Raw genomic sequence first — 18,292 nt, forward strand, 5'->3', positions numbered from 1 at the left:
GACTGATGGGGGTCAGGTGAATATCAGTGGCTGGGCTGGCGTCATCGCAGGCAAGCCAGCTCCCACAGTTTGACTGATGGGGGTCAGGTGAATATCAGTGGCTGGGCTGGCGTCATCGCAGGCAAGTCAGCTCCCACAGTTTGACCGATGGGGGCTAGGTGAATCTCAGTGGCTGGGCTGGCGTCATGCAGGCAAGTTGGCTCCCACAGTTTGATCGGAGGGCATCGAGCAGTTGGGGGGAACCTGTCGGCGATTCTGGCCTCCTAGTTAGCACCACGGCCGGTAATTCAAACGGCTGTTTCCAGGTTATTGCCCTCGCAAACGACCTAACGCATTTGCGCCCTTGAGCGCCTGCCAGCGCTCGGGTAATGTCATCAGACCCACAGGACAGAGCACGCCCATGACTTCCAAGCTGGAACAACTCAAGCAATTCACCACCGTCGTAGCCGATACCGGCGATTTCTCCACGCTCGCCAAGCTCAAGCCGCAAGACGCGACCACCAACCCTTCCCTGCTGCTCAAGGCTGCGTCGATTCCTGGCTATGCCAAGCTGCTGGATGAGTGTGTGCAGGACTGCAACGGCGATGTGGGCCTGGCCAGTGACCGCTTTGCGGTGGCGGTGGGTCAAGAGATTCTCAAAGTCGTGCCGGGCCGTATTTCCACTGAGGTGGATGCGCGTCTGTCGTTCGACGAGGCCGCGATTCTCAAGCGTGCGCACCGTCTGATCGACCTGTACGACAAGGCTGGGGTTGGCCGTGACCGCGTGCTGATCAAGATCGCCTCCACCTGGGAAGGCATCCGTGCCGCCGAGAAGCTGGAAAAAGAAGGCATCCAGACCAACCTGACGCTGCTGTTCTCGTTTGCCCAGGCCGTGGCTTGTGCTGAAGCGGGTGTGTTTTTGATTTCTCCGTTCGTAGGCCGTATCTACGACTGGTACAAGAAGGCCAACGGCAACGACTACACCGGCTCCGAAGACCCGGGCGTGCAGTCGGTGACGCGCATCTACAACTACTACAAGGCTAACGGCTACAAGACCGTGGTGATGGGTGCGAGCTTCCGTAACCTCAGCCAGATCGAAGAGCTGGCCGGGTGTGATCGCCTGACCATCAGCCCGGACCTGCTGGAGAAGCTGGCGGCGGATGAAGGCAAGCTGGAGCGCAAGTTGGCGCCAGGCCATGCCGGTGAGGCCCGTGTGCATATGACTGAAGCGCAGTTCCGTTGGGAGTCCAACGAGGACGCGATGGCGACTGAGAAGCTGGCGGAGGGCATTCGCCAGTTTGCGCGGGACCAGGAGAAGCTGGAGGCGTTGTTGTCGGCCAAGCTGTAAAGGCAGATAGCGGCAAAAAGGGCGGTACCTGTGAGGGTGCCGCCCTTTTTTGTGCGTCGGCGTCACCGCCGCCCTATGTGGGAGCTGGCTTGCCTGCGATAGCGGTGGGCCAGTCAACACTTCATCGACTGACCCTGCGCAATCGCAGGCAAGCCAGCTCCCACATTGGACTGTGTGTGTTTGAGCAGGGAAGCTGTTAGTGCCGCTCGAGTGCGTTGACGAGGTCGTGGAAGGCTTCGCGGTTGGACTCGTTGAGGCCCATCAGGATCTTGTGCGCTTCCAGCACCTTGACCCGTACGATCTCTTCGGACTGGTCCTGGGACGGCAGGTCGGTGAGGCATTCCGGGCACGGGATGGGGCGATCAACGATATTGAACACCTGGTCAAAGCCCATGGACTGCAACAGACGAGTGATGTCTTCATGGGTGGTGACCACGGTCGGCAACAGGCCGACCTTCTGCCGCGACAGAATGGACAACTTGGCCAACAGGCCCAGGGTGGTGCTATCGATGCTGCGCGTTTCGGTCAGGTCGATCACGATCGCCGAGAAGTTCAGCGCGGTGAAGATCCGCTCGATCGTCGCATCCAGGGCCGAACACAAGGTCAGGCGCACTTCACCGACAAATTTCAGGACGAAGGTCCCGTCTTGCTCGGCGAATTGGATTCTTCCGGTACTCATCAAAGATTCCTGCTCAACACCAATAGGGCGATATCATCCGGCATCTCCCCTAGCGTGGCCAATCCAAAAACCTGCCGCAGGCCATCCAGGCTGCCGCCCGCCGACTTGACCTTTTGGGGCAAGGCGGCTTCTTTCTCTTTGAGTGTAGGCTCTGGCAAAAGGTCCAGGATGCCGTCGGACATCAGCGTCAGGCTGAAAGTCGGCGGCAGTTCCAGGATGTGGTCTTCGTAGGTGGCTTCGTTAAACAAGCCTACGGGCAGGCCACGCCCTTCCAGGTAGCGCACACTGTCAGGAGTGTACAAAACAGGCATCGGCAGGTGACCGCCAATGCTGTAGGTCAAAAGACCGGTTTCTTCGTCGATCACGCCGCCGACCATCGTCACGTGCTTGCCCAGCTTGCAGCTGATCAGGCCCCGGTTGATGTGGCCCAGCACCTCGGAGGGGGTGAACTCCGGCAAGGTGCCATTGCGCTTGGACTCGAACAACAGCCGTGTGGTCATGAACTTCAACAACACGGTGACAAAAGCCGAAGACGCGCCGTGGCCGGAAACGTCGGCCAGGTAGAACGCAACGCGGCGCTCATCGACGCGGAAATAGTCGACAAAATCACCCGACAGGTACAACGACGGGATGATCTGGTGGGCAAACTTGAATTCGTCAATCGTCCAGGGGCTCACCGGCAGCATGTTCATCTGCACCTGGCGACCGGCGTTCTGGTCTTCCTGCAGCAGGTTCAGGCTGGCTTCGAGCTCGCGGTTGGCGGTCTCGAGCTTTTCGCGGTAGCGCTGGTTTTCCAAAAGCAGGCGTGCACGGTCCAGGGCGCGGCGCACCGAGTGCTCCAGCACGGCCAGGTCTTCCAGGGGCTTGATCAGGTAATCGGCAGCGCCCAGGCGCAAGGCTTCAACGGCATCGTTCATGACACCGGCACCGGACACGACAATCACCGGCGTTTGCGGGGCAAGGTCGGTCACCTGGCGAATCAGCTCCAGGCCGCCCATCTGGGGCATGCGCAGGTCGCAGATCACAAGGTCGGGCTTGTCGCGCTCGAATACCTGGAGACCCTGTTGGCCATTACTGGCCTGCAGGACGCTGAAGCCACTGTCTTCCAAGTAGGCCGCGAGGCTCGCGCGCACTACTTCGTCGTCATCGATTATCAGCAGCGTGGCACTGGTTTTTTGCATGTGGGCAAACGGCGCCAGAATTAGGTTGGCGTAGGCGGCTCGGCAATGGCCGGGCTCACGTACTGGATTCGCTTTCTAGCCTCTCTGTCCTACAAAGCATTGGGATTTGGCCCATGCACAACGGTAAAGCAGAGGTGCCCTTCTAAGGCGCAGACGGTACTCCCATCCGTGAGGGGTTTCAAGCTCATGCCGATGGTCGCCGGGCGTCTTTACACCGCAAATCACCGGGAGTTATAAGAACCCTCACAACCACAACGCAAAGTAAGGATGGATGCTGTGAGCGAACACGAGCGCGACTACGCCGAAAAACGCGATTTCATCCGCATGCGAATAGATGCCGATGTGTCTTTGATCCATGCCGGGCAGGAGATTGCCGGTACCTGCGTGGACCTCTCCAGTTCCGGCATGCAGGTGCAGGCACCTCGCCAGTTCACGGTGGGTGACCTGCTGACCGTGCGCATCGACTCAGAGCACGCCGCGCTCAGGGGTCTTGAAGCGGATACCGAGGTGGTGTGGACCAAGGCGGTAGGCGATGACCAGAATCTGGGCCTCAAGATTCTGAAAATGCGCTAACGCAACATCCCGCCCCTGCGCAAAGGTGACGCGGAGCGTCACGGGATGCGTTCCCACGCGGAGCGTGGGGAACGATCAGCGCGCACAAAAAAGGCGACCCTATAAAGGTCGCCTTTTTCATTTCAAAACGTCACGGCTTAAAAGTCGTCAACGACCTTGCCGTCCTTGACCTTGAACTCGCGGTTCTGCAGGTAAGCGTTACGAATGAAGGTGTACTTGTCGCCGCTGATCAGCTTTTCACTGTCGAGCAGGCTGGCGCGCACGTCGACGACGTTGAGGCCGAAGGTGCTGTTACGCCAGCCGATGTCGTTCATGTAGCGGTACGGCTGGGTGTAGCTGTCGACGTATTTGGACGGCGCATCACGCAAGGTGCTTGGGCCCAGCAACGGGATCATCACGTACGGGCCGCTGCCCACGCCCCAGTAGCCGAGGGTTTGGCCGAAGTCTTCATCGCTGCGCTGCAGCCCCATTTTGGTGCCGACGTCGATAAAGCCCAGTACGCCAAACGTGGTGTTGACCAACAAGCGGGCGGTGTCGACGCCTGCATTGTGCGGCTTGAGTTGCAGCACGTTGTTGGCCAGGTTGCCGACATCACCGATGTTGCGGAAGAAGTTGTGAACGCCGTCCTGCACAAATTGTGGGGTGACGAACTGATAGCCCTGGGCGATTGGCTTGAGGGCATAGGTGTCAACGGTGTCGTTGAAGGTGAAGATGGGGCGGTTGACGCTTTCCCACGGGTCATCTTCCGAGGCCGCTTGGGCAGCGAAAGGCGCCAACAGGATGGTGGCACACACCGATAGCTGAGCGAAGTACTGGCTCCAGCGCATAGCTTTTGCTCCTTGAATGGTCTGTCATGGGCGCTATGCCCTGAATAAGGCTGTCAGTATATGACGGAAGTGCCGATTTAGGCAGCTACCTAGAATCGTCTTAGGGAAAATGCACAAAATTCCTACAAATATCGACAGTGTCATCCCCTTGTCATGCCGCCCCGATAGCGTGGCAGCTATTTCAGGGACGTTCAGATGCCACACGCCGAGATTGCCGTCGCCGCCGCCCCCTCATTGACCGCCGTGTTATTTGGCCTGAGTGGCTGCCTGGTGGATTTTGGTTCCCTGGCGCGCACCGACTCACCTTGCGCCGACGCCGAGGCCACGCCAGGCGCGTTGAAAATCCTGCGCAGTCTCAAAGAACAAGGCGTGCCCTGCGCCTGGCTGGACGAACTGCCTCCCGCCGTGACCACGCCACTCTGCGCCGGCCTGCCTGGCTGGCTCAAGGCGGCCTCGCCCTCCTCCATTCGCTGGCCCGCGCCCCACGCTTGCTGGCAAGCCCTGATGGAGTTGAACATCGAACGCCTGGAAGGCTGCGTACTGGTCAGCGGCGAGCCGCGCCTGCTGCAATCGGGCCTGAACGCCGGTTTGTGGACCATCGGCCTGGCCTCCTGCGGTTCGCTCTGCGGCCTGTCGCCCCAGCAATGGCAGGCGCTGACCGAGCAGCAACGCGAACACAAGCGCGGCAAGGCCACGGTGGCGCTCTATGGCCTGGGTGTGCATTCGGTGATCGACCACCTCGGCGAACTCGGCACCTGCCTGGCCGACATCCGCCTGCGCCAGCTCAAGGGCGAGAAGCCCTGATCGAGATCATGCACAGTTGGCCGCAGTGGATTAATCTACAGGTCAGCCCGTAGACCTTTCACGGCGTGCCGCGGTCTATGCCAGTGCCTATCGATAAAAGGAAAGAACGTCATGCCTGATCGCGAGAAGTTACAACAGCAGGCCGATATTGTGCGTGAGCAACTGGAGAACCATCCCGAGTTGCCCGCCGAGAAACGTCAAGCATTGGAAGAGTTGATCGCCAAATTCGAAGTCCAGTTGGAAATGGAACCGGCCACCCAGACGCCCAGCATCGCTGACGATGTGAACCGGGCAGTGGAAGGTTTTGAACTGGACCATCCAGGCATTGCCGGGACGTTGCGCAATATCGTGCTGACCCTTGGCAATATCGGCATCTAACCCGAGCCCAAGCCAAACACAAAACCAAATGTGGGAGCTGGCTTGCCTGCGATAGCGGTGTATCAGTCACTTGATGAATGACTGAAAGATCGCAATCGCAGGCAAGCCAGCTCCCACAGTTTTTTGTATGAAGGCTTACTGACGCGCCAGGCGCACGTTCAGGAACTGGGTGTTCTCAGTGCTGCGATACGGGTTGATATCCAACCCACCCCGGCGCACATAGCGTGCATACACGGTCAACTTCTCCGGCTTGAGCAAGCGCTGCAAGTCCAGGAAGATCCGCTCCACACACTGCTCATGAAAGTCCGAGTGCTGGCGAAAGCTGACGATATATTCCAGCAGGCTGGCGTGATCCAGCGCCGCACCACGGTATTCCACCACCACACTGCCCCAGTCAGGCTGGCTGGTCACCGGGCAGTTGGATTTGAGCAGGTGGCTGTGCACGCTCTCCTCCACCACGCGCGAATCATCGCAACGCAGCAGTTCCGGGCGCGGGTGTTCGTAGCTGCTGACGTTGATATCCAGGCCGTCAATGCACACGCCCGGCAACGCCATCACGCCTTCTGCCTCGATGTCGGCCAGGCTGCGAATGCGCACGTTCACGGGCTTGCCGGCCGCAGCGCTGAGGTCGGTGCGCAAGGTGGTTTCAAGGCTTTGCGTATCGGCAAACGCGGTCTGGTTCAGCGAGTTGAGGTACAGCTTGAACGACTTGGACTCGATGATGTTTGGCGAGTCGGCCGGAATGCTGAATTCACCGATGGCTACCACCGGCTTGCCCGAGGGCAACAGCCAGGACAGTTCGAAGCAGTTCCAGAAATCCACGCCCTTGTACGGCAGGGTCTCGGCGCTCAGGCCCAGCTCGGCCCACTTGGCGGCGCGTGGAATCGGGAACAACAACGAAGGCGTGTAGGTGCTGATGTATTCACTGGACTTGCCCAGCGGCGAATGTTCGGCTGCGGGATGCATGGCGGAAACCTGGCTAAATAAACCGCGCCAGTCTACCAGCCTTTGCTCCCGCCCTTAACAAACGCCTCACTCAACGGTCAGTTTGCCGACCATGCCCGCCTGGTAATGCCCAGGCAGGTTGCAGGCGAACTCAAGGCCTGTGGCCTGCTTGAACGTCCAGGTCAGTTCGGCCGTCTTGCCCGGCTCCACCAACACACTGTTGGGATCGTCGTGCTTCATGCCGCCCATGTCGCCGTGGCCCATGGCGCTGTGATCCATCTTGCCCATGCCGGTGGCGGTGAGCATGCCACTGGCTTGCATCTGCAACATCTCTTTCTGGTGGGCGGCATGCATGGCCGCGTCACCCAGGTTGAACTCATGCAGCAACTGGCCTTTGTTGACCAGCACGAAGCGCACGGTTTCACCGGCCTTGACGTCCAGGGATTTGGGCTCAAAGGCAATGTCCCGCAGCGTGACTTCAACGGTGCGCGTGGCTTTATCCGCCGGGGCCGGCTGGCCGAACGCGTAGGTGTGAGTCGCATCCGCCAGTGCATTGAAACTCAACGCCAACAGGCAGCCCGCCAATAACTGGGGTGTACGCAACGCCATCTTTAACTCTCCAAAATAGGTATCCAGCTTGGGCAACACTTTAAGATGGCCTCGCTGCCAGCCAGCTGACTGCTAGATTACAACTTTGTCAGCTTGCGCCCATACCCCGGAGCCCAGGGTATAAAGGCCGGCGTCCACCTTGACCAAGAGCCCTACATGAAACTGCTGATCGTCGAAGACCAACCCAAAACCGGTCATTACCTGCGTCAGGGCCTGGCCGAAGCGGGCTTTACCACCGAACTGGTGGCCGACGGCACCAGTGGCCAGCACTTGGCGCTAACGGGCGACTATGACTTGTTGATCCTCGATGTGATGCTGCCCGGCCGCGATGGCTGGCAAATCCTGCAGGCGGTGCGCAGTGCCGGCCTGGACATCCCGGTGCTGTTCCTCACCGCTCGCGATGCGGTGGAAGACCGCGTACATGGCCTGGAGCTGGGCGCCGACGATTACCTGGTCAAACCCTTCGCGTTTTCCGAACTGCTGGCGCGGGTGCGCACCTTATTGCGCCGTGGCAGCAGCACGCCGCAGGAGACCACGCTGCAACTGGCCGACCTGAGCCTGGACTTGATCCGCCGGCGCGTCGAGCGCAGCGGCCAGCGCATCGACCTCACCGCCAAGGAGTTCGCCTTGCTGGAGCTGCTGCTACGCCGCCAGGGCGAAGTGCTGCCCAAGACGCTGATCGCCTCCCAGGTGTGGGACATGAATTTCGACAGCGACACCAACATCATCGAAGTCGCCATTCGCCGCCTGCGCCTGAAAGTCGACGACAATTTCCCCAATAAGCTGATCCACACCGTGCGCGGCATGGGTTACGTGTTGGAGGAACGGTTCACGTGATCAAGCGCCTGTCCCTGACCAGCCGCCTGGCGCTGCTGTTTGCCGCCTGCACGGCGGTGGTCTCGTTGATCGCCGGGGTGTTGTTCAACCGGGCCAGCGAGGCGCACTTCATGGAGCTGGACCAGCAACAGCTCGAAAGTAAACTGGTGGCCCTGCGCAGCACCTTGCAGGGTGTCGCCTCACCGGAAGACCTCGCCCGGCGAACCCCTCAACTGCGCGCCGAACTCGATCACCAGCCCGACCTCGCCTTGCGCATCACCGGAGCTGGGCAACGTTGGCTGGACGGCGCGCCACACCTTCCCTTGCCCCAAGCACCCGGCCTGCACAGCCTGCAATACGCAGGCACCGACTACCGCGTATTCATCGCGCCCTTGACGCCCAGCCAACTGGATTCGCCACAACTGACCCTGATCCTCGACATCACCCACCACCAGCACTTTCTGCAACGCATGCAACGCTTGATCTGGCTGACCGTCGGCCTCTCGGCCCTGGCCACTGCCCTGCTCGGCGCCTGGGCTGCGCGCAGTGGCTTGCGACCGCTGCGGCGCATGGGCGAAGTGGCCGCCAGTGTCTCCGCCCACTCCCTCACGCAACGCTTACCCCAAGAACAAATGCCGGTGGAGCTCGCGGAACTGGCCCAAGCCGTCAACGCCATGCTGGCGCGCCTGGATGACGCGTTCCAACGCCTGTCTGCCTTCAGCGCAGATATCGCCCACGAACTGCGCACACCGCTGTCCAACCTGCTGACACAGACCCAAGTCATCCTCACCCAACCGCGCCCGCTGGAGGATTACCGCGAGGCGCTGCACAGCAATCTGGAAGAGCTGCAATGGATGGCGCAACTGGTCAACGACATGCTGTACCTGGCCAAAGCTGACCACGGCTTGCTGATGCCCAGCCGAGAAGCTCTGGATTTGGGCGATGAGGTCGACGCACTGTTGGAGTTCTTTACCCTGCTAGCGGAGGACGCACAGGTGACGCTGGTGCGCGAAGGCACCGCCCAGACGATGGGCGATCGCGGTATGTTGCGCCGGGCCTTGTCGAATCTGCTGGATAACGCGCTGCGGTTTACCCCACCGGGCGGTGAAGTGCGGGTGCGGATCGAGAGTGGCGTGACACTGACGGTTGAGAACAACGGGGAAGGTATTCCTGCGCCGTTATTGCCGCGGCTGTTTGACCGGTTCTACCGAGCCGATCCGTCGAGGCGTGCAGGTAGCAGTGAACATGCAGGCCTGGGGTTGGCGATTACCCAGTCGATTGTGCGGGCGCATGGCGGGAGGATTTATTGTGAGTCGCAGGCGGGCTGGACAAGGTTTGTGATTGAGTTGCCCAAGGGGAATTGATGCAAGCTGGGCGGGCCCTATCGCAGGCAAGCCAGCTCCCACAATTTGAGCTGTGAATACAGTCACAATGTGGGAGCTGGCTTGCCTGCGATAGCGGTCCTAAAGGTTACGAATACCTGAGCGCATGCGCCGGCTCAATCTTCGCCGCCCGATACGCCGGGTAGATCGTCGCCAAGAAGCTCAACACAAACCCCGCCGAGCAGATCAGCAACACATCCCCACCTTGCAGCTCCGAAGGCAGGTTACTGACAAAGTACACATCCGAGCTGAAGATATGCTGCCCGCTCACCCGCTCCAGCCAGCCCACCAGCTCACTCACGTTCAGCGCCGCAATCACCCCCAGCACGCCGCCGATCAAGGTGCCGACCACGCCAATCACGGTGCCCTGCACCATGAAGATCGCCATGATCTGCCGAGGTGTGGCGCCGATGGTACGCAGGATCGCGATATCCGCGCCCTTGTCGTTCACCACCATGATCAAGGTGGCGATGATGTTGAACGCGGCCACGGCGACGATCATCAGCAGCAGCAGGCCGATCATGGTCTTTTCCATTTTCATCGCGCTGAACAGGCTGCCCTGGGTGTGGGTCCAGTCATCCGGTTTGTAAGCCGCGCCCAGGCTGGCGGCGATATCTGCCGAGACTTTGGGCGCTGCGTACAAGTCCTTTACCGCCAGGCGCACGCTTTGCACCTGGTTGGGCTGCCAATGCTGGATTTCAGCGGCGTCGGCCATGTGGATCAGGGCCATGGAGCCATCCAGTTCGGCGCCGACCTTGAAGATGCCCACCACATTCAGGCGCTGCATGCGCGGGGTGATACCGCCCGGGGCGCTGCTGAGCTCCGGCACGATCAGGGTCAGCTTGTCGCCCACGTTCAGGCGAAAACGCCGCGCAGTGATATCACCGACCACCACACCGAACTCGCCGGGTTTGAGGTCGTCGAGTTTGCCGCGCACGATGTGCTGGGCCACGATCGACACCTTGCCTTCCTGGGCCGGGTCGACGCCACTGATCTCGATGGGCTGCATCGCGCCCTTATAGGAAAACATGCCATCCATCTGGGTGAAGGGCACAGCGGCGGTGACTTGCGGATTCTTCATCGCGGCGGCGGCCACCGGCTGCCAATCATCAATCGGCTTTACGCCGACGATGGTGGCGTGGGGCACCATGCCGAGGATGCGCGAGCTCATTTCACGCTGAAAGCCGTTCATTACCGAAAGCACCACGATCATCGCCAATACGCCCAGGGCGAGGCCGATCATCGAGGTCATCGAGATAAACGAGACAAAACGGTTGCGGCGCTTGGCGCGGGTATAGCGCGTGCCGATAAAAATCGATAACGGTCTGAACATTCGCGGGCACCGTTGGAAAAATGAAAAAGCCCGACCTCAAAAAACCGGGCTTGCAACAGGTCAGATAGCGACCAGATGACCTTCCTGCAAATGCAGTACGCGGTCCATCTGCCGGGCCATGCTCATGTCATGGGTCACCACCAGGAACGCGGTGCGCATCTGGGTGCTCAGTTCCAGCATCAAGTCCTTGATGCCCTGGGCGGTGTGGGAGTCGAGGTTGCCGGTCGGCTCGTCGAGCATCACCAGGCCCGGGTTGTTCACCAGGGCACGGGCAATCGCCACGCGCTGGCGCTCACCACCGGACAACTCCGCCGGCTTGTGCTCCAGGCGGTGGCCCAGGCCGACGCGTTCGAGCAAGGCCGTGGCACGCTGACGCGCTTCAGGAATCGCGGTCTTGCCGATCAACAGCGGCATGCACACGTTTTCCAGGGCGGTGAATTCCGGCAGCAAGTGGTGGAACTGGTACACAAAGCCCAACGAGCGGTTACGCAGTTGGCCGCGGGCCTTTTCATTCAACGCCGACAGTTCTTCGCCAGCCAGCCATACGCTGCCCTGGGACGGCGTATCGAGGCCGCCCAACAGGTTGAGCAAGGTGCTCTTGCCGGAACCGGAACTGCCGACGATCGCCACACGCTCGCCAGGGTGCAGTTCAAGCTGCAGGTTGGACAGCACCACCACCGACTCCGGGCCTTCCTCGTAGGATTTGCCCAGGTTGCGGCAGCTCAGGATTGCTTTTTCACTCATGCCCGATTCACTCATAACGTAATGCCTGTGCTGGCTGGGTACGTGCCGCGCGCCAGGCTGGATACAGGGTGGCAAGGAAGCTCAGGACCAACGCAGCGCCGCCCACCATCAGCACGTCCTGGGTTTGCACCTGGGACGGCAAGTAATCGATGAAGTAGACGTCGGCGTTGAGAAACTTGTGGCCGATCACTTTTTCAAGCAGGGCAATGGCAGCGCTGACGTTCAGCGCGGCCAGAATGCCCACCGCCGTGCCGATCAAGGTGCCGACTACGCCGATGACGGTGCCCTGCACCATGAAGATCGCCATGATCTGCCCCGGCGTGGCGCCCAACGTACGCAGAATGGCGATGTCGCCCTTCTTGTCGTTCACCACCATCACCAGCGTGGAGATAATGTTGAAAGCCGCCACGGCGACGATCAGCAACAACAACAGGCCGATCATGGCTTTTTCCATGCGGATGGCCTGATACAGGTTGCCGTGGGTGCGGGTCCAGTCGCGAGCGTAGTACTCGGTCTCACCCAGGTGCTGGGCAATTTCCCAGGCGCCGCGCGGCGCATCGAACAGGTCGTTGAATTTCAGGCGCAGGCCCTGCACCTGGTCGGGCTGCCAGCGATGCAGGCGGGCCAGGTCGGTGAGATTGGTCAGGCCGATGTAACCGTCGATCTCGCCAGCGCCGACGTGGAAGGTGCCCACCACGGTAAAGCGCTTCATGCGCGGGAACATGCCGGCCGGGGTCACGGTGACTTCCGGGGCGACGAAGGTCAGCTTGTCGCCAACCCCCACGCCCAGCTTGGCCGCGGCCTTGTCACCGATGACGATGCCAAAGCTGCCCGGCGCCAGCGCGTCGAGCTTACCTTGCAGCATGAACTTGTCGATGATCGAGACGTTGCGCTCCTGGGCCGGGTCGATGCCGTTGAGCAGGATCTTCTGCACCTTGCCGTCGTTGGTCAGCAACCCCTGCATCTGGGTAAACGGCGCTACCGCCACCACCTTGGGGTTCTGCTGGACCTTGGCGGCCAGGCTTTGCCAGTCATTGATCGGCGCATCGCCTTCAATGGTCGCGTGGGGCACCATGCCCAGCACGCGGGTGCGCATCTCATGATCGAAGCCGTTCATCACCGACAGCACCACGATCATCACGACCACGCCCAGGGCGAGACCGATCATCGAGGTCAAGGAAATGAACGACACAAAATGATTGCGACGCTTTGCACGGGTATAACGCGTGCCGATAAATACGAAGAGAGGTCTGAACATGTCGGGGCTTGTTCGGAGGAAAAGAAGACGTCCCGGTGGCGGGGTCTGGTCAGCAGCTTTACACTCAGACCATTACCGTTACCTGGGGTTCGCCATGTCGACATTAGATGAAGAAGAGCGCCGCGAATACTACCGTATCGATGACATGATCGCACTTCAAATCAAACCCCTGTCTGGCCCCGACGCGGCGAGCAAGGAAGTGTTGCTGGATGATTCGCCGCTGTTCAATCTGCTCAGCGAACTGCACTTGAGCGAATTTGAAGCCCAGCACCTGCTGCGCCAGATCAACGAGAAAGACCGCAGCCTGGCGGCGTTCCTCAAAGTGCAGAACAAACGCCTGGACCTGCTCAGCCAGGTCATGGCCCGCGGGTTGCTGAACGAGGTGGGCGCGCCGCAACCGGTGATCCTCTCCGAAGGCGGCATCGACTTCCAGCACCCCACGCCGCTGGCTCCCGACACTCACCTGGCGGTCAAGCTGGTGCTGATGCCCCAGGCGCTCGGCCTGCTGCTGCGCGCGCGGGTGACCCATTGCGACCCCAAGGGCGACGGCTTTGATGTGGGCACGGAATTCGAGTCCATGACCGATGCCCAACGCCAACTGCTGGCGCGCTATATCCTGCAGAAACAGGCCCAGGAACGCCGCCTGGCGCGAGAACAAAGCGAAGACCTCTGAATACGTATTCACGACGCCAGCCATCCTGGCGCAAAGGAGCAACTGTGACCCTGATTTACGGCCACCGCGGTGCCAAAGGCGAAGCACCGGAAAACACCCTGACCAGCTTTCAGGAGTGCCTCAAGCACGGCGTACGCCGCTGCGAGCTGGACTTGCACCTGTCCATGGACGGCGAGTTGATGGTCATCCACGACCCGACCCTCAAGCGCACCACCGACCGACGCGGCAAGGTCGTCGAGTACTCGGCGGCTGACCTGGTGAAGATGGACGCACGCAAAGGCGGCCCAGGCTGGGTAAGCCCCTGCCCGATTCCACGTCTGGAGGAGCTGTTCGAACAGTGCGACTTCGATCACTGGCAACTGGAAGTCAAAAGCGCCTCGCGTACCCGTGCCGCCACCACTGTGCTGGCGATTCGCGAAATGGCTGTGCGCTTTGGCTTGATGGACAAGGTCACGGTGACGTCAAGCTCGCGGGAAGTGCTCAAGGCCGCCGTGGAACTCACCCCGGACCTGTCACGCGGCCTGGTCGCTGAATACGCCTGGCTCGACCCGCTGAAAGTCGCGCAGAACTACGGCTGTGAGTATTTGGCATTGAACTGGACGCTGTGCACCCCCGAGCGGCTGGAAAAAGCCCAGCGCCAGGGCTTGCATGTGTCCGTGTGGACAGTCAACGAACCTGCGCTGATGCGCAGGCTCGCCGACTTCGGCGTAGATAGCCTGATTACAGACTTTCCCGGTTTGGCCACTGCCACCCTCGAGAATTACTGAAATCGGTCTCCCCGGCCGGCTCAGGCCACCGGCCGGAGCCGCTCAAAAAAGCCGGTTGAGACCGTCGTAGGCCGCTACCCGATAGGCTTCGGCCATGGTCGGGTAGTTGAAGGTGGTGTTGACGAAATACTTGAGGGTATTTTGCTCACCTGGCTGGTTCATGATCGCCTGGCCGATGTGCACGATCTCCGAGGCCTGGTAGCCGAAGCAATGCACGCCGAGTACTTCCAGGGTTTCGCGGTGGAACAGGATTTTCAGCATGCCTTGCGGCTCACCGGCAATCTGCGCACGCGCCATGCTCTTGAAGAACGCCTTGCCCACTTCGTAAGGCACCTTGGCCTTGGTCAGTTCGTGCTCATTCTTGCCGATCGAGCTGATCTCGGGAATCGTGTAGATCCCGGTCGGCACGTCGTTCACGTAGCGCCAGCTGCCGTTGTCGACAATGCTGCCAGCGGCCGAGCGGCCCTGGTCATGGGCAGCACTGGCCAGGCTTGGCCAGCCGATCACGTCACCGGCGCCGTAGATGTTCGGCACGCAGGTGCGGTAGTTCTCATCCACTTCGATCTGGCCACGGCTGTTGACCTTGACCCCGATGTTTTCCATGCCCAGCTTGTCGGTGTTGCCGGTACGGCCGTTGCACCACAGCAAGGCGTCGGCCTTGATCTTCTTGCCGGACTTGAGGTGCAGGATCACCCCGTTGTCCAGGCCTTCGACCCGCTCGTACTCTTCGTTATGGCGCACGGTGATGTTGTTGTTGCTGAAGTGGTAGCTCAACGCCTGGGAGATTTCCGAGTCGAGGAAGCTGAGCAACTGGTCGCGGTTGTCCACCAGCTCGACCAGTACCCCCAGGCCACTGAAGATCGAGGCGTATTCACAGCCGATCACGCCGGCGCCGTAGATGATCAGTTTGCGCGGGGTATGGCCCAGGCTCAGGATGGTGTCGCTATCGTAGATACGCGGGTGGTGGAAATCGATGTCCGCCGGGCGATACGGGCGCGAACCGGTGGCGATGATGATGTGCTTGGCCACCAGCTTCTCGACCACACCATTGGCGCAGACCACTTCGACGGTTTGCTCATCGGCAAAACTGCCGGTGCCGAAGAACAGGTCGACGCGGTTACGGGCGTAGTAGCCGGTACGCGAGGCGACTTGCTTGGAGATGACTTTTTCAGCGCTTTTCAGTACGTCCGGGAAGGAGAACCAGCGCGGCTCACCAATGGCCCGAAACATCGGATTGGTATTGAACTGCATGATCTGCCGTACCGAGTGACGCAATGCCTTGGACGGGATGGTACCCAGGTGGGTGCAGTTACCGCCGACCTGGCGACGGCTATCGACCATCGCCACCTTGCGCCCTGCTTTGGCAGCGTTCATCGCCGCACCTTCTCCAGCTGGGCCGGAACCCAGTACCACCACGTCGTAGTTGTAGACAGCCATGCGTACTCCTCAGAACAGGCCAGGCGTACGGTTGGACGCCGGGCTAAATCATGCCGCGGCCAGCGTGCATGAAGGACAATTTGGCTCAAGTGTGTGAACCGGGGCACAGTCTATAGAAGGCCGAGCGCCGCGAACATTAACCCTTGGTCGCGTCGTAGGCCAGTGTTGCCATACTACAGGACGCAAACCAGCGCCGAATTCAGGATGAGCCATTATGCGACAACTATTTTTCTGTTTGATGCTGATGGTGTCGCTCACGGCGTACGCCAACGATGCACAGCGGCTCAAGCAGGCAAGCTTCCCCGCAAAGGTTGCGGGGCTGGCCCTGAAAAACCAGGCGGTGTTCAACTATCTCTGGGCGGATGTGTATGCCGCGGCGCTGTATGCACCCGCTGACCTGCCGGCAAAGCAGGCTTGGGACCAGCAGAAGGCTGTGCGCCTGGCGCTGTATTACTTTCGCGACATTGATCGCGATGATGTGATCAAGGCGGCCACCGTCACCTTGGAGCGCCAGCAAGCCAATGCCGGGTTGAACCCAGAGATAGCCAGGCTACACGCGCGCTTTCGGGATATTCGCAGCGGTGATCGCTATGCCCTGGATTTTCGTCCGGGGCGCGGGTTGAATCTGGAGATTAATGGGCAGGTGGTGTTCAGCAGCCCAGATGCTGAGTTAGCGAAGGCCTACCTGGGTATCTGGCTGGCGCCCAAAGGGCTGTCGGACAGTTTGCGCAACACGCTACTCAAGTGATGGAGGTGTTGACCTTTCCATCGTCATCGCGGGCAAGCCCGCTCCCACAGGTGAATGCAGTTCAACTGTGGGAGCGGGCTTGCCTGCGATAAGGCCCTCCCAGACACCACAAAACCCACAGGCATAAAAAAGCCCCGAACCAGTCGGGGCTTTTTCATTCAGCGCAAAGGCTTAGCGCGGAAACGCAGGCGGGTTGACCCCAGCCATGTCTTCCATCACGCGAACCACCTGGCAGCTGTAGCCGAACTCGTTGTCGTACCACACGTAAAGCACAACACGGTTGTCCTGGGTGATGGTCGCTTCGGCGTCCACCACACCGGCGTGGCGCGAGCCAACGAAGTCGGTGGAGACCACTTCCTGGGAATTGACGAAGTCGATCTGCTTATGCAGGTCGGAGTGCAGCGCCATGTAGCGCAGGTACTCGTTCATCTCTTCACGGGTGGCGGCTTTCTCAAGGTTGAGGTTGAGAATGGCCATCGACACGTTCGGCGTCGGTACGCGGATCGCGTTACCGGTCAGCTTGCCGGCCAATTCAGGCAGGGCCTTGGCAGCAGCGGTGGCAGCACCGGTCTCGGTGATCACCATGTTCAACGCGGCGCTACGGCCACGGCGATCGCCCTTGTGGAAGTTGTCGATCAGGTTCTGGTCGTTGGTGTACGAGTGAACGGTTTCAACGTGGCCGTTAACGATGCCGAACTTGTCATTCACCGCCTTGAGCACCGGCACGATGGCGTTGGTGGTGCAGGACGCGGCGGACACGATCTTGTCGTCAGCGGTGATTTCAGCGTGGTTGATGCCGTGCACGATGTTCTTGAGCTTGCCTTTGCCAGGCGCGGTCAGCACAACGCGGTCAACACCCGGGCAAGCCAGGTGCTGGCCCAGGCCCTCGGCATCACGCCATACACCGGTGTTGTCCACCAGCAGGGCGTTCTGGATGCCGTACTGGGTGTAATCCACCTCGGTCGGGTTCTTCGCGTAGATCACCTGGATCAGGTTACCGTTGGCGGTGATGGTGTTGTTTTCTTCGTCAATGGTGATGGTGCCGTTGAACGAGCCGTGTACCGAGTCGCGACGCAGCAGGCTGGCGCGCTTGGTCAGGTCGTTCTCGGCGCCTTTGCGCACCACGATGGCACGCAGGCGCAGGCCGTCGCCGCCACCGGTTTTCTCGATCAGGATGCGCGCCAGCAGGCGGCCGATACGGCCAAAGCCGTACAGCACCACGTCGGTGCCTTTACGGGCGGCAGCGTTTTGCTGGCCAACCACATCGGCCATTTCTTCACGCACGAACTGCTCGGCGGTGCGGCCAGCGCCTTCTTTGCGGAATTTGTAGGCCAACTTGCCCAGGTCTACCGAAGCCGCGCCGAGCTTGAGCTCGCTCATGGCTTTGAGCAGCGGGAATGTTTCGTGGACGGAGAGTTCGCTGTCGTCGGCGGAGCGATGGCGCGCAAAGCGGTGAGCTTTGAGAATCGCGATGACAGACTGGTTGATCAGGCTGCGGCCATAGATCGAGCTCACCACATTGTTATTGCGGTACAGCTGACCGATAAGCGGAATCATCGCTTCAGCGAGTGCTTCACGGTCGATCCATTCACCAAGACACTGGTCGGGCTTCTGAGTCACGGGAACCTTCCACATGTAGGGGCAGAAAAAAGGGGCTACATTATGTCGCCCGACTGAGCGTTGAGCAATGCGCGAAGGGCAACAAAAAGCCCTTGCAAAAAAATACCACCGCGCTACAGCCCAGGAAACACGCGGGTTCCAGAAGGCCACTAGTTTGGCGACCAGGCCGACTTGTCCGTAACCCTCCTAAA

19 protein-coding genes are annotated in these 18,292 nt (G+C 60.4%); 9 read left to right on the top strand and 10 right to left on the bottom strand.

Annotation, left to right across the window (positions count from 1 at the left end; genetic code table 11):
* Positions 1–400 precede the first annotated feature (400 nt).
* Entirely contained in the window at positions 401–1,327 is a 927-nt protein-coding gene (gene tal / locus AC4PS6_RS05005) for a transaldolase (protein ID WP_014717528.1), read from the top strand.
* A 196-nt stretch (positions 1,328–1,523) separates the two neighbouring features.
* On the opposite strand, the gene rssC is transcribed toward tal, so the two are convergent.
* Complete coding sequence (rssC, locus tag AC4PS6_RS05010) at positions 1,524–2,006, bottom strand: anti-sigma factor antagonist RssC (protein WP_010212025.1); 483 nt, start codon at positions 2,004–2,006, stop codon at positions 1,524–1,526.
* Positions 2,006–3,187: a two-component system response regulator RssB gene (rssB, locus tag AC4PS6_RS05015; RefSeq protein ID WP_014717527.1), complete on the bottom strand. Its 1,182-nt coding sequence runs from the start codon at positions 3,185–3,187 to the stop codon at positions 2,006–2,008. Before rssB ends, rssC begins: the two co-directional genes overlap by 1 nt.
* A gap of 276 nt (positions 3,188–3,463) precedes the next feature.
* Between rssB and AC4PS6_RS05020 the strand changes: the two genes are divergently transcribed.
* Positions 3,464–3,760, top strand: a complete 297-nt coding sequence (locus AC4PS6_RS05020) for a PilZ domain-containing protein (RefSeq protein ID WP_032903141.1) — start codon at positions 3,464–3,466, stop codon at positions 3,758–3,760.
* 137 nt (positions 3,761–3,897) lie between these two features.
* Here the strand turns inward: AC4PS6_RS05020 and AC4PS6_RS05025 are convergent, their stop codons facing one another.
* Positions 3,898–4,587: an MlaA family lipoprotein gene (locus AC4PS6_RS05025; protein ID WP_003189688.1), complete on the bottom strand. Its 690-nt coding sequence runs from the start codon at positions 4,585–4,587 to the stop codon at positions 3,898–3,900.
* Positions 4,588–4,782: 195 nt separating this feature from the next.
* On the opposite strand from AC4PS6_RS05025, the gene pcrP reads away from it, so the two are divergent.
* Complete coding sequence (pcrP, locus tag AC4PS6_RS05030) at positions 4,783–5,391, top strand: HAD superfamily inactivated hydrolase PcrP (RefSeq protein ID WP_003189687.1); 609 nt, start codon at positions 4,783–4,785, stop codon at positions 5,389–5,391.
* A gap of 111 nt (positions 5,392–5,502) precedes the next feature.
* Positions 5,503–5,769, top strand: coding sequence for a DUF4404 family protein (locus tag AC4PS6_RS05035; protein ID WP_014717525.1), 267 nt, complete (start codon positions 5,503–5,505; stop codon positions 5,767–5,769).
* A gap of 135 nt (positions 5,770–5,904) precedes the next feature.
* Here the strand turns inward: AC4PS6_RS05035 and queF are convergent, their stop codons facing one another.
* Both queF and copI read right to left on the bottom strand, forming a co-directional pair.
* Positions 5,905–6,735, bottom strand: a complete 831-nt coding sequence (gene queF, locus AC4PS6_RS05040) for an NADPH-dependent 7-cyano-7-deazaguanine reductase QueF (RefSeq protein ID WP_492180742.1) — start codon at positions 6,733–6,735, stop codon at positions 5,905–5,907.
* A 66-nt stretch (positions 6,736–6,801) separates the two neighbouring features.
* A complete protein-coding gene (gene copI / locus AC4PS6_RS05045; RefSeq protein WP_003189683.1) occupies positions 6,802–7,323 on the bottom strand; it encodes a copper-resistant cuproprotein CopI in 522 nt (173 codons plus the stop codon).
* Between the two features lie 156 nt (positions 7,324–7,479).
* Here copI and AC4PS6_RS05050 point away from each other — a divergent pair, with 156 nt between their 5' ends.
* A complete protein-coding gene (locus tag AC4PS6_RS05050; protein ID WP_020302902.1) occupies positions 7,480–8,160 on the top strand; it encodes a heavy metal response regulator transcription factor in 681 nt (226 codons plus the stop codon).
* Positions 8,157–9,503: a heavy metal sensor histidine kinase gene (locus AC4PS6_RS05055; protein WP_336827318.1), complete on the top strand. Its 1,347-nt coding sequence runs from the start codon at positions 8,157–8,159 to the stop codon at positions 9,501–9,503. The genes AC4PS6_RS05050 and AC4PS6_RS05055 overlap by 4 nt, the downstream gene beginning before the upstream one ends.
* Before the next feature lie 106 nt (positions 9,504–9,609).
* On the opposite strand, the gene AC4PS6_RS05060 is transcribed toward AC4PS6_RS05055, so the two are convergent.
* From AC4PS6_RS05060 to AC4PS6_RS05070, 3 genes are read right to left on the bottom strand one after another with little or no spacing between them, the layout of a single operon-like run.
* Positions 9,610–10,854, bottom strand: a complete 1,245-nt coding sequence (locus tag AC4PS6_RS05060) for a lipoprotein-releasing ABC transporter permease subunit (protein WP_014717521.1) — start codon at positions 10,852–10,854, stop codon at positions 9,610–9,612.
* Between the two features lie 60 nt (positions 10,855–10,914).
* Positions 10,915–11,598, bottom strand: coding sequence for a lipoprotein-releasing ABC transporter ATP-binding protein LolD (gene lolD / locus AC4PS6_RS05065; RefSeq protein WP_019818240.1), 684 nt, complete (start codon positions 11,596–11,598; stop codon positions 10,915–10,917).
* A 7-nt stretch (positions 11,599–11,605) separates the two neighbouring features.
* Complete coding sequence (locus tag AC4PS6_RS05070) at positions 11,606–12,856, bottom strand: lipoprotein-releasing ABC transporter permease subunit (RefSeq protein ID WP_014717520.1); 1,251 nt, start codon at positions 12,854–12,856, stop codon at positions 11,606–11,608.
* 94 nt (positions 12,857–12,950) lie between these two features.
* Here AC4PS6_RS05070 and AC4PS6_RS05075 point away from each other — a divergent pair, with 94 nt between their 5' ends.
* Together AC4PS6_RS05075 and AC4PS6_RS05080 are read left to right on the top strand one after the other, a co-directional pair.
* A complete protein-coding gene (locus tag AC4PS6_RS05075; protein ID WP_103452045.1) occupies positions 12,951–13,529 on the top strand; it encodes a PilZ domain-containing protein in 579 nt (192 codons plus the stop codon).
* A 44-nt stretch (positions 13,530–13,573) separates the two neighbouring features.
* The gene (locus tag AC4PS6_RS05080) at positions 13,574–14,296 is read left to right on the top strand and encodes a glycerophosphodiester phosphodiesterase (protein ID WP_014717518.1); all 723 of its coding nucleotides are present in this window, start codon (positions 13,574–13,576) and stop codon (positions 14,294–14,296) included.
* A 42-nt stretch (positions 14,297–14,338) separates the two neighbouring features.
* On the opposite strand, the gene sthA is transcribed toward AC4PS6_RS05080, so the two are convergent.
* Complete coding sequence (sthA, locus tag AC4PS6_RS05085; RefSeq protein ID WP_003189670.1) at positions 14,339–15,733, bottom strand: Si-specific NAD(P)(+) transhydrogenase; 1,395 nt, start codon at positions 15,731–15,733, stop codon at positions 14,339–14,341.
* Positions 15,734–15,947: 214 nt separating this feature from the next.
* On the opposite strand from sthA, the gene AC4PS6_RS05090 reads away from it, so the two are divergent.
* On the top strand, positions 15,948–16,481 hold the full coding sequence (locus AC4PS6_RS05090; RefSeq protein ID WP_336827317.1) for a chalcone isomerase family protein: 534 nt from the start codon (positions 15,948–15,950) through the stop codon (positions 16,479–16,481).
* A 171-nt stretch (positions 16,482–16,652) separates the two neighbouring features.
* On the opposite strand, the gene AC4PS6_RS05095 is transcribed toward AC4PS6_RS05090, so the two are convergent.
* Complete coding sequence (locus AC4PS6_RS05095; protein ID WP_032873405.1) at positions 16,653–18,116, bottom strand: glyceraldehyde-3-phosphate dehydrogenase; 1,464 nt, start codon at positions 18,114–18,116, stop codon at positions 16,653–16,655.
* Positions 18,117–18,292 lie beyond the last annotated feature (176 nt).

It is taken from the genome of Pseudomonas sp. DW-iso17 (genome assembly GCF_058725345.1).